This is a genomic window from Yinghuangia seranimata, assembly GCF_029953285.1.
In the GTDB taxonomy this organism is placed as follows: Bacteria; Actinomycetota; Actinomycetes; order Streptomycetales; family Streptomycetaceae; genus Yinghuangia; species Yinghuangia seranimata.
Genome location: NZ_JASAOI010000005.1, coordinates 43,636 through 55,159, shown reverse-complemented (window position 1 = coordinate 55,159; position 11,524 = coordinate 43,636). Strand labels below are relative to the sequence as shown.

The following is an 11,524-nucleotide window of genomic DNA, read 5'->3' as shown; positions in this document are numbered from 1 at the left end:
TCCGTCAGTGAGGTGTAACGCCCACACGGCAAGGGAGAAGAGACATGGAAGCCCGGTTCAGCTACTACGCCAACCCGGTCGCGCAGAAGTTCCAGCGGTACATCAACTCGGCGGGCAAGGTCGTCGCCGACTCGGCCCTGCCGGAAGGCGTGGGGTTCCTGGTGATGACCCGCGCCAGCCAGATCAACGGCTGCGCGGTGTGCCTCGACATGCACACCAAGGACGCCGCCCACGCCGGCGAGACCTCGACCCGCCTCAACCTGCTCGCCGCGTGGCGTGAGGCCACGGTCTTCACCGAGGCCGAACGCGCCGCGCTCGAACTGACCGAGCAGGCCACCCGCATCGCCGACAACCCGGCCGGCGTGACCGACGAGGCCTGGGCCGAGGCCGCGAAGCACTACGACGAGGACCAACTCGCGGCGCTGGTCTCACTCATCGCGCTGATCAACGCCTACAACCGCATGAACGTGATCACCCGTCAGCCCGCGGGCGACTACCAGCCGGGCCAGTGGAGTTGACGCCGCAGCGCGGATGACGGGGGTGGCGCGCCGGGGTGGCGTGTGACGCGAGTGTGACGCCGAGACCCCCCGATGAGGGAGTTTCGGTGATTCGCATACGTGACGACACAGTGACCAGGGAGAGGAGCCCGGCGCGCCCCACGCTGGAACGCCACCCCGGCAGCGCAACGAACCCCAGCAACAAAACCTGCCGCACCACACGCAAACCGCAGCCCGGCAGCACAGAGCATAAAAGCGCCTTCACACCCCGCGCCCCTCCCGCTAGGTGCGAGGTAGTCAGCGCGGACGGCCCGCGGGTCAAGGCGCCTCCCGAACCCCGGGACAGGCCAACAGCACGAAGAAGACCCCACCGCGCCTTGACGCGCGGGCCGTCCAAGCGAAAATCAAAAAAGCGGGAGGGGCGTCAGGCCACCACTAAAAGCCAGCCCCGGAACGGTGCAGCCCCCAAAGCAGGCCCCACCCACCCCGGATCCGAAACCCCGCTGGAAACCCGGTCGACCGCGACCCGGTCCGGGCCGGATGATGGAGGCATGCCGACAGATCTCGACATCCGCGGCTCGGTGGTGCCCGCGGCCGAGCTGTCCTGGCGTTTCTCGCGTTCCTCGGGCCCCGGCGGGCAGTCGGTGAACACCACGGACAGCCGTGCCGAGGTGTCCTTCGACCTGGCCGCGACGTCCGCGCTGCCCGAACCGCTCAAGGCACGCGCGCTGCGCAACCTCGCCGACAAGCTGGTCGACGGCGTGCTGACCGTCGCCGCGTCCGAGCAACGCTCCCAGCTGATGAACAGGCAGGCGGCCCGACGCAGGCTCGCCGAGCTGCTCGTCGAAGCGACCGCGCCGCCGCCTCCCCCGCGCCGCCCGACCCGGCCCAGCCGCGGGGTGAAGGAGCGCCGGCTCGCGGACAAGGCCCGCCGCGGCGAGGTCAAGAAACTACGGCGCGCGCCGGACGCGTAGCCGCCCCGCAAGCCCCGTCCGCACCTCGTACCGACCTGCCCCGCAAGCCCCGTCCGCACCTCGTACCGACCCGCCCCGCGGGCACCATCCGCACCGCGCGCCGACCCGCCCCGGGTCCCCACACGCACCTCGAACCGGCCCGCCCAGGCCCCGCCCCGCTCGTCACTATCCGTTGACGCCTGGACACCACGTGGTGCCGAGCAGCAATATGCACATACGGGCAAACCTGACCGGCAAAACATCATGACCGATGTCATTCCGGATCACAGGCGGAAAACCATGGATGCTTCATCACGGGGCGCTCCACACTGGCCATCCAAGCCGTTCCGCACATTTGAGGATCCAGGGATGCGCCATCCCTTAGCGGCCGCGTGCCGCGCCCCGGCTTCGACGCAGCGCCAGGCCGGCATCAGCTCGCACCGCTTCCCCGCCCCGCCCGTACACGCCCCCGTACCCGCCCGCACCCCCCGCACCCCCCGCGCTCCCCGCGCCCCCCGCACCCCCGCACCGGCCGCCGCCGGCATTGCCGACGCGCTGCCGCGAGGCCGCTCATGAACGTGCCAGGCCGCCCGGGTTCGCGCCGGGCCGCGCACCGCGAGAGCGCCGACGCGCGCCTGCGGCGCAGCCAGGAGATCCCCGCGCAGTTGTACTCCGACGGCACCGCCACCCCGCCGGGCCGCGGCACGCACGCCTCCCCCGGCCCCGTGCTGGTGCGCTGGACGCTGCCGCCCGTGGTCGCGGCCGTCCCCGAGGTGCGGCACCGGCTGCGCGACGTCCTGCGCGGCTGGCGGATCGCCGACGAGCTCGAGGACACCCTGCTGCTGGTCGCAACGGAGTTGGTGTCCAACTCCGTTCGGCACGCCGCGCTTCTGACCGAACGTGTCCGGGTGACGCTGGCGTTGGCGCAGGGCCGGGTCCGCCTCGACGTCTCCGACGACCACCCGTTTCGGCCGCGCGCGCTGATGGACACCGACGAGGAGTCCGAGGACGGCCGCGGCCTGCTGATCGTCAAACTGATCGTCGCCGAGGCGCAGGGCGTCATCGACGTGCTGTCGTCGGACAACGGCAAGACGATAAGGGTGCGCGTACCGGCCACCCCGCGCGCCTGAGGGTCAGCCACGCACCACCCGCACCGGCCTGAGGGTCAGCCCCGCACCACCCGCACCGGCGCGCTCTCCAGCGCCCGCGAGACGTGGCCGAGCCGCCGCCGGGGCTCCCCCGCGAGCTCGATCCGCTCCACGTTCCGCACCAACGCCACCAGCAGCGCCCGCGCTTCGAGCCGGGCGAGCGCCTGGCCCGCGCAGCTGTGCGTCCCGGACCCGAAGGCGAGGTGGTCGACCGGGTTGCGGCCGACGTCGAACCGGTCGGGGTCGGCCCATTTGCGGCCGTCCCGGTTCGCCGACCCGAACAGCAGCATCGCGCGCGCCCCGGCCGGCACCTTCACCCCGTCGACGTCGGTGTCCCGCGTCACCGTGCGGAAGAACGCCTGCACCGGCGCGTCGTAGCGGAGCACCTCCTCGAACACCCCGGAAATCAGCGCGGGGTTGGCGCGCAGCGCGGCCCACTGGTCGGGGTGCTCGGCGAGCAGGAGCAGCAGCTGCGCCAGCGCGTCCGACGTCGTGCCCATGCCGGAGACCAGGAACGTCATGATCACCGACATCGCCTCGACGTCGTTGACCTCGCCCCGGTCCGCGGCCTCGAACACCTTGGCGCCCATGCCCTCGGGGTCGAGGTTCTCCCGGGTGATCACCTCGGAGACGTACGTGACGAGTTCCTCGAGCAGCGGCGCGGCGGCCTTCGAACGCGCGTTGTCCGGGCCGAAGTTGTCGAACACCGCGGCCGCCCACCGGGTCAGCGACCCGCGGCCCTGCAGCGGCAGCCCGACCAGGTCGCCGAGGATCTCCACCGGGAACGTCCGGCCCCAGTCCGCGACCGCGTCGAACTCGCCGCGCGCCAGCAGCTCGTCGACGAGGTCCTCGGCGCGCGTCTTCACCATGTCGCCGAGCCGCGGCAGGAACCGCGGCCCCAGCTGCGCGCCCATCAGCCGCCGATAGCGGTCGTGGTCGGGCGGGTCGACGCTGCTCGGCAGGCCGGCCTCGACCGGGTCCTCGACGACCCGCAGCCCGATCCCGCCGTGCGACGAGAACGTTTCAGCGTCCCGCAGCGCGTCGCGGACGTCCGCGTACCGGCCGATCGCCCACACGTCGTGCACCGGCAGGTGCACCGCGGGGCCGGCGTCGCGCACCCGCGCCCACGCCGGATACGGGTCGGCCAGCACGGCGTCGTCGAACGGATCGAACGCCGGATCGAGCAGCGCACCTGCAGCGCTCGCCGGGACGGTCGGCGGATGCGCACTCACGTGAACCTTCTTCCTGGGCCGGGGTGATCTGCCCGAGCTCAACGCAGGGAAGCAAGGTAATGGCATTTGCCGACGGCCAGAAGACCACATCTACGGAAAAACAGTTTGGGCGCGCAGCGTCAACACGCGTGGCGCGCGCCCGCCCCGGCCCCCCGGCTCAGCGGAACGCGTCGAGCCCCGTCAGCGCCTTCCCGATCACCAGCGTGTGCATCTCGGACGTGCCCTCGTACGTCAGCACCGACTCCAGGTTCGCGGCGTGCCGCATGACCGGGTACTCCAGCGAAATGCCGTTCGCGCCCAGGATCGTGCGCGCGGTGCGGCAGATCTCGATCGCCTCGCGCACGTTGTTGAGCTTGCCGAAGCTGACCTGCTCGGGACGCAGCGTCCCGGCGTCCTTGCGCCGCCCCAGGTGCAGCGCGAGCAGCAGGCCCTTGTGCAGTTCGACGGCCATGTCGGCGAACTTCGCCTGGGTGAGCTGGAACCCGGCGATCGGCCTGCCGAACTGCTCGCGCGTCGCGGCGTAGTCGAGCGCGGCCTGCAGGCAGGTGCGGGCCGCACCGAGGGAGCCCCACACGATGCCGTAGCGGGCCTCGTTCAGGCAGGTCAGCGGGCCGCGCATGCCGACGACCTCGGGCAGGACGGCGCTGTCGGGCAGCCGTACGTCGTCCAGGACCAGCTCGCTGGTGACCGACGCGCGCAGCGACATCTTGTGGTGGATGTCGTGCGCCGCGAAGCCCGGCGTGTCCGTCGGCACGACGAAGCCGCGCACGCCCTCGTCCGTGCGCGCCCACACCACGGCGACGGACGCCACCGAGCCGTTGGTGATCCACATCTTGCGGCCGTTGAGGATCCAGTCCGACCCGTCGCGCTTCGCGTGCGTGCGCATCGACGCCGGGTCCGAGCCGACGTCGGGCTCGGTCAGGCCGAAGCAGCCCAGCGCCTCACCGGCTGCCATGCGGGGCAGCCACGCCTGCTTCTGCTCCTCGGAGCCGAACCGGTGGATCGCGTACATCGCCAGCGAACCCTGTACCGACACCAGCGAACGCAGGCCGGAGTCGCACGCCTCCAGCTCCAGGCACGCGAGCCCGTACTGCACGGCGCTCGCGCCCGCGCAGCCGTAGCCCTCCAGGTGCATGCCGAACACACCGATGCGGCCCAGCTCGACGGCCAGCTCGCGCACCGTCGGCAGCTCGCCGCGCTCGAACCAGCCGGCGACATGCGGTGTGACCCGCTCGGCGCAGAAGCGCCGAACGGTGTCGCGCACCGCCAGCTCCTCGGCGTCGAACAGGTCGTCGATGCCCAGCGGGTCCTTCGGGTCGATCGGCGCGAGGGCCATGCCAGTCTGCCTCCCGGTCGGCCGCCGTCGTCCGGCGGAACGGAACGGGCCGCACCAGAACGACCCTGTCGCCCCCTTTGCTACCACTCGGTACAGGCCGCTGTCTGCCCCGGCGCGAACGCACTGGGGCGGACCACACCCGCGACCCGCCCCCGGCCCTACGAGGGCACCGGGTCGTGGCCGCCGGGGTGGTGGCGGTTGCACCGGGACAACCGGCGCGCCGCGAGCCGGCTGCCGCGCAACGCGCCGTGCCGGGTCAGGGCGGTGGCGGCGTACGTCGAACAGGTCGGCGTGTAGCGGCACACCGGCTCCGTGCGGGGGCTGACCGACAGCCGGTACCAGCGCACCGCCCGGAACAACGTGCGGGCTGCCCGGCCTTCGGGCTCCGCCCGGTCGACCGCCGACAGCGTCGCGACGGGCCTACGCCCCGGCCGCCCGACCAGCGCGCGCAGCGCCGACCAGAGAACCACGACCGGCAGGACCAGCACGATGCGGAGCAGACAAACGTCACACCCCCCACAACCGTCGCCGCCTCCACCCCCACCGCCACCACCGCGCCCACACCCGTCGCCCCCACCGCCACCGCCACCGCGGCCACCACCGCCGCCGCCGCCGGGCATACACCCGTCCTTGTCCCCACCACCCCGCCCCGAACCGCCGCCCTTGCCACCGGGCATGCAGCCGCAGCCGTCCTTGTCCCCACCGCCGGACCCACGCCCGGACCCGCCGGAGCCGCCGATCCCGTCCGACCCGGAGTTCCCCCCACCACCGCCAGGCCAGCCATCACCGTCCCGACCGTCACGCCCCCCACGCCCACCGCCGGACCCGCCGCCGGAGCCGCCCCCGAACCCGCCGCCGTCCGACCCGCCACCGCCGTCACCGACGCTGTCCATCACCGCGTCGAGCACACCGTCGTCGTCATCGTCGTCGCGATTGCACGGCCGCTCACAGGGGTTCCGATAAGGCGCCCGACAATCCCGCCTATGCCCAGGCGGCGGCCCCTGATCCCCCTGCCCGCCACCCGCCGCAAACGGATTCCCCTGCGCCATGCTCGCCCCTCCAGTCGCCCTGTCCCCAAGGCACCATCCAACCCGGTACGCACAGAGAGCCCGCGATCGCCCCGCCCGGTTCCCACCCGTGCCGTTGCGGCGTGGAAGTCGCTTGCCATGCACCGTTCCTGACCTGGCTGCCGGCGGTGTCCTGGCGCCCCTCCCGACTTTTGATGGTCCGCGCGGCCGAACGACTGTCAAGCCGCGATGAACCGGTCATCAAAAGGTGGCCTGTCACGTGCTGGTGGGGGCGGCTTGACAGCCGCCCGTCCGCGCAGACAACCCGGCAGCTATCGGGAGGGGCGCGGGGTGTGAAGGCGCGCGTGTCCGGGTTCGCGCTGCCGGGCTGCGGTCCCAGCGTGGTGGGGCGGGCGGTGCCGGTCGGACGCGGGGCCGTGCCGGCGGGTCGGTCGAGGGGCTGCGGCCACCGAGGCTTACTGAAAACCTTTTTCGTGTGACGGATCGGGCAATGTGTTGCCACATCCGCCTCTTGACGGAAAGCCAATAGGGAATCAGCGAAACAATGCCCGCATTTGGTCCGATATGGGCCTGGTGAGGGTGGGTCATGGGTCGTCAAGACCGGTCGCGGGCACCACGCTGGGACCGCAGGGCGGCAACGCAAGGCACCCGATGCGCCTCCACACCGCCTCCCCCTCCCGATAGTTGCCGAGGTTCTTAGCGCGGCCGGGCGGCTGTCAAGGCGCCCCCTCGAACCGGGTCGAGGCCGCATGAACAGGTCTGGCCCCACCGCGCCTTGACAGCCGTTCGGCCGCGCGGACCATCAAGAATCGGGAGGGGGAGATGGCCGCCGCCGGCAGACAGGCCAGGGGACCGTGCATGGCAGGAGGTCTCCACGCCGCAACCGCACTGGCCTGTCAGCGGCTCATCAGCCCTGCGCCCCCGTCGGCTACTTCTTCGGCGACGGGTTACGCCGCATCTCCTTGTGGATCACCTTCCACTGCCGCGACCGTTCGGCGCGCAGCCGGTAGTCCGTCCGGGAGGCGATCCAGTCGGCCTCGCGTCGGAGCTTGCGGTAGCTCTCCAGGCGGCGGTACGGGAGTTCGCCGGTTTCGACCGCGGTCTGGACCGCGCAGCCCGGTTCGGTGTCGTGGCCGCAGTCGGTGAAGCGGCAGTGTTCGGCCAGGGCTTCGACGTCGGCGAAGGCGAGTTCGAGGCCGTCGTTGACGTCGAACAGGCCGATGCCGCGCAGCCCCGGGGTGTCGACGAGGACGCCGCCGCCCGGCAGCGGCAGGAGTTCGCGCCACGTGGTGGTGTGGCGGCCCTTGCCGTCCTGGCGGGTCTCGTTGGTCGCGAGGTCGGCGCCGGTCAGGGCGTTGGCCAGGGTCGACTTGCCGGCGCCCGAGGTGCCGATGAGGGCCAGCGTGCGGCCCCCGCCGGCGATCGCGCTCAGGACGTCGACGCCCTCACCGGTGACCGCGCTGACGACGACCACGTCGGCGCCCGGCGCGGCGGTTTCGACGTCGGCCCGGACCTCGTCGGCGTCGTCGACCGTGTCGGCCTTGGTGAGCACGACGACGGGCTGCGCGCCCGAGTCCCACGCCACGGTGAGCAGTCGTTCGACGCGTCCCAGGTTCGGTTCGACGTCGAGCGGTACGACGATCAGCACGGTGTCGACGTTGGCCGCCAGCACCTGTCCGAGCGACGCGCCGGAGGCGAACGACCGGGTCAAAGCGGTACGCCGGTCGAGCAGCGCGTGGACCGCAACGGGCTCACGCGCGGGGTCGACGACGGCCCAGTCCCCGGTGCACGGCGGTTCGCCGGGCCCGTACGCGGCGCGCAGGACGCCGGCGCCGGTCACGACGTCGCAAGTGGCGCGGTCGACCCGCGACACCCGCCCGACGGTCAGGCCGCGTTCGGCGTACGGCGCGAACTCCGCGTCGCGGTCGGCGTCCCAGCCCAGCGCGGTGAGGCCAGCGAAAACGGTGGAAGCGGTGGAAGCGGTGGAAACGTTGGAAAACGGAAAAGCGGAACCGAAAGTGCTTTCGGTGTTCAAGGTTGGTGGAGACCCTTCGGGTGCGGGTCCCGCGAAAGCCAGGCCTGGATCAGGCGGTCGAAGACGAGCCGATCAGCAGGCGGCCGGGACCCGGAGGAATGCGGACGCGGATGCGGGGCGGCCGACACGGGCGGCTGCCACAGTCCAGGTGACGTTGGCCATCACGGTCTCCACCTCCTCCTCGGGCCCGGCGCACGGCTCGGGCGTTCGTCGCGCTACTTCCCACGGGCGCGCGGTCCACGATCACCACGCGCGTCGTCGCACAGCCTACGGGACCCGCCGCGGCCCGCTCTAGCGGTTTTCGTTCCGTGCGTGCTCGTCGGGCCCGCCCGGTCGTCCGACCGGAGGCCACAGCTGCTCGTCGAGGGAAAGTCCCGGCGGCGTCGTGCCGGTGGGCAGCTGGACCGGCGGCGAGCCCGGGTCGTGCCGGTGGCTGCCGTTGCGCGGCTCGGTGCGCCCGGCACCGCGCTGCGGCGCGTAGTTGGCCCACCGCTCGGGGAACTCGGCCGGCGGCTCGTCGGGGTCGCCGCCGCCGGGGGCGATGAGGTCGACGGTGTCGTCGGTGTGGTCGCCCTCGATCCAGTCGCCGGGCAGGCCGCGGTGCCGTCCGGCGCGCCGGATGGACTCCATCGCGGACGCGATCTCCGCGGCCACCCGCTCCTTCTCGACCTCGGCGCGGGCCTGCGCGGTCTCCTGGCTGGGCCACACCTGGTCGATGGCGGCGTTGATGGCCGCCCCGATGAGGATGGCCATGGCGGCGAAGTACATCCACACCAGGACCGCGACGGGTGCCGCGAGGGAGCCGTAGACGGTGGCGCCGTCGATGGTGGTGGCGAGGTACACGCGCAGCAGGAAGCTGCCGAGGATGCACAGCAGCAGCGCGACGAGCGCGCCCGGGATGTCCTCGCGCCACGGCGTCCGCACGGGCACGGACACGTGGTACAGCGTCGTGAGGAAGCACACCGAGAGGATGACCAGCACCGGCCAGTACAGGATGTGCACGGTCCCGGCGAAGTGCGGGAACGCCTTGACCACGAGTTCGGGGCCGGCCAGCAGCAGCGGGATGAGGAACATGCCGAGCAGCAGGCCGACGACGTACAGCGTGAAGGACAGCATGCGGGTGCGGATGATGCCGCGCTTGCCCGACAGCCCGTACATGATCGTGATCGTGTCGACGTAGACGTTGAGCGCGCGTGACCCGGACCACAGGGCGATCACGAAGCCGACCGAGATGATGTCCGCGCGGCCCGACGCGAAGACGTCGTTGACCAGCGGCACCACGACTTGGTTGACGCTCTTCTGCGACAGGACGCTGCCGCTCGCGTCGATGATGTCCTGCTTGAAGCCGGAGACGGTGTCCTGGCCGAGCGGGCCCGACAGGTATCCGATGGTGCCGGCGAGGCCGAGCAGCAGTGGCGGCAGTGAGAGCAGCATGAAGAAGCCGGCTTCGGCGGCCAGGCCGGTCACCCGGTGGTTGAAGCACGAGATGAACGTCTCGCGGACTATCCGCCAGAGCGCGCTGCGCAACCGGATGCGGCCGGGACCGCGGACCGGCGACCGTTCTTTCTTGTCCGCTGCCACGGTTCTAAAGTATCGGGAATGGGCCGTCCTACCCACGTCGTCCTCAACCAGCCTCCGCCGCTGACCGACTACGACGTCTTCGGTACAGATGTGGCACTTGTCGAAGCCGTCCGCCGGCACGCCCCCGGGGCGGACCTCGAACGGCTGCACGAGCTGGGCGCGCTGGCCGGCTCCGCGACCGCGCAGGAGTGGGCCCGCGAGGCCAACACCCACACGCCGGTCCTGAGAACCCACGACCGCTACGGCAACCGCGCCGACGAGGTCGACTTCCACCCGGCCTGGCACCAGTTGATGCGCACGGCGCTGTCGTACGGACTGGCCGGCACCCCGTGGGCGGCCAAGGAGCCCGGCACGCAGCCGGCCGCGCACGTGCTCCGCGCGGCGGGCTTCCTGACCTGGAGCCAGGCCGAGGGCGGCCACGGCTGCCCGGTCTCCATGACGTACGCCGCCGTCCCGGCGCTGCGCACCGACCCGGCGCTGGCCGCCGAGTGGGAGCCGCGGCTGACCTCGACGGTGTACGGCGACCAGCTCCTGGTCCCGCCGGGCGACAAGCCCGGCTGCCTGGCCGGCATGGGCATGACGGAGAAGCAGGGCGGCACGGACGTGCGCGCCAACACCACCGAGGCGGTGCCGCTGGCCGCCGACGGCGAGTACCTGCTGACCGGGCACAAGTGGTTCTGCTCGGCACCGATGTGCGACGTGTTCCTGGTGCTCGCGCAGGCGCCCGGGGGGCTGACGTGCTTCCTGGTGCCGCGGGTGCTGCCGGACGGCTCGCGGAACGTCTTCCAGCTGCAGCGGCTCAAGGACAAGCTGGGCAACCGCTCGAACGCGTCGTCGGAGGTCGAGTTCGACGGCACGTGGGCGCGGCGGCTCGGCGACGAGGGCCGGGGCGTCCGGACGATCATCGACATGGTCGCGGCCACCCGGCTCGACTGTACGATCGGCTCCGCCGCGCTGATGCGGAAGGCAGTGGCCGAGGCCACCCACCACGCCGCGCACCGGCGGGTCGGCGGGCAGCTCCTGGTCGACCTGCCGCTGATGACGAACGTGCTGGCCGACCTGGCGGTCGAGTCGGAGGCGACGACGCTGCTGGCGCTGCGGCTGGCCGCGGCGTACCGCTCGGAGGACCCGGGCGAGCAGGCGCTGTTCCGCATTGCGGTCGCCGTGTCCAAGTACTGGACGACGAAGCGCGGTATCGCGGTCGCCGCGGAGGCGATGGAGTGCCTCGGCGGTAACGGCTATGTCGAGGACAGCGGCATGCCGCGCATATATAAGGAAGCCCCCGTCAACGCGATCTGGGAGGGCTCGGGCAACGTCCAGGCCCTCGACGTGCTGCGTGCGCTGCGCCGCGAGCCGGCCTGCCTGGACGCGTTCCTGCGCGAGATCGGCGTGGCGCGCGGCGCCGACCACCGGTTCGACGCGGCGGTCAAGGACTTCCTGGTCGAGCTGGCGGACCTGGACGGCGTCGAGGTCAGGGCCCGGCGGCTGACCGAGCGGATGGCGCTGCTGCTGTCCGGCTCGCTGCTGCTGCGCTGGGCGCCGCCCGAGGTCGCGGACGCGTTCTGCGCGTCCCGGCTCGGCGGCGAGGGCGGCCTGATGTTCGGCACGCTCCCCAAGGGCGTTGCCGCGCGCTCCATCGTGGACCGGGCCCGGCCCCGGCTCGCGACGGGATGAGCCGCAGCAGCGCAAGCACCAGAAGCACCAGCAGCACCGG

General features: G+C 72.1%; 9 protein-coding genes. 4 read left to right on the top strand and 5 right to left on the bottom strand.

The features are described 5' to 3' along the window. The first annotated feature begins 44 nt into the window (after positions 1-44). The 3 genes from QI554_RS03290 to QI554_RS03280 all read left to right on the top strand — a co-directional run bounded on the left by QI554_RS03290 (position 45) and on the right by QI554_RS03280 (position 2,580). A complete protein-coding gene (locus QI554_RS03290; protein WP_281465577.1) occupies positions 45-518 on the top strand; it encodes a carboxymuconolactone decarboxylase family protein in 474 nt (157 codons plus the stop codon). Between the two features lie 530 nt (positions 519-1,048). Beyond that, positions 1,049-1,471 (top strand): alternative ribosome rescue aminoacyl-tRNA hydrolase ArfB, encoded by a 423-nt coding sequence (arfB, locus tag QI554_RS03285; protein WP_281465575.1) that lies wholly within the window; start codon positions 1,049-1,051, stop codon positions 1,469-1,471. Positions 1,472-2,022: 551 nt separating this feature from the next. Beyond that, positions 2,023-2,580 (top strand): ATP-binding protein, encoded by a 558-nt coding sequence (locus QI554_RS03280; RefSeq protein WP_281465573.1) that lies wholly within the window; start codon positions 2,023-2,025, stop codon positions 2,578-2,580. Between the two features lie 35 nt (positions 2,581-2,615). On the opposite strand, the gene QI554_RS03275 is transcribed toward QI554_RS03280, so the two are convergent. The 5 genes from QI554_RS03275 to QI554_RS03255 all read right to left on the bottom strand — a co-directional run bounded on the left by QI554_RS03275 (position 2,616) and on the right by QI554_RS03255 (position 9,810). Further along, complete coding sequence (locus QI554_RS03275; protein ID WP_281465571.1) at positions 2,616-3,830, bottom strand: cytochrome P450; 1,215 nt, start codon at positions 3,828-3,830, stop codon at positions 2,616-2,618. A gap of 157 nt (positions 3,831-3,987) precedes the next feature. Beyond that, entirely contained in the window at positions 3,988-5,166 is a 1,179-nt protein-coding gene (locus QI554_RS03270; protein WP_281465570.1) for an acyl-CoA dehydrogenase family protein, read from the bottom strand. 158 nt (positions 5,167-5,324) lie between these two features. After that, entirely contained in the window at positions 5,325-5,654 is a 330-nt protein-coding gene (gene yidD, locus QI554_RS03265; RefSeq protein WP_281465568.1) for a membrane protein insertion efficiency factor YidD, read from the bottom strand. A gap of 1,468 nt (positions 5,655-7,122) precedes the next feature. Then, the gene (rsgA, locus tag QI554_RS03260; RefSeq protein WP_281465565.1) at positions 7,123-8,229 is read right to left on the bottom strand and encodes a ribosome small subunit-dependent GTPase A; all 1,107 of its coding nucleotides are present in this window, start codon (positions 8,227-8,229) and stop codon (positions 7,123-7,125) included. Between the two features lie 291 nt (positions 8,230-8,520). Next, positions 8,521-9,810, bottom strand: a complete 1,290-nt coding sequence (locus QI554_RS03255) for a YihY/virulence factor BrkB family protein (protein ID WP_281465563.1) — start codon at positions 9,808-9,810, stop codon at positions 8,521-8,523. A gap of 18 nt (positions 9,811-9,828) precedes the next feature. Between QI554_RS03255 and QI554_RS03250 the strand changes: the two genes are divergently transcribed. Then, on the top strand, positions 9,829-11,484 hold the full coding sequence (locus tag QI554_RS03250; RefSeq protein ID WP_281465561.1) for an acyl-CoA dehydrogenase family protein: 1,656 nt from the start codon (positions 9,829-9,831) through the stop codon (positions 11,482-11,484). The last annotated feature ends 40 nt before the right edge of the window (positions 11,485-11,524 follow it).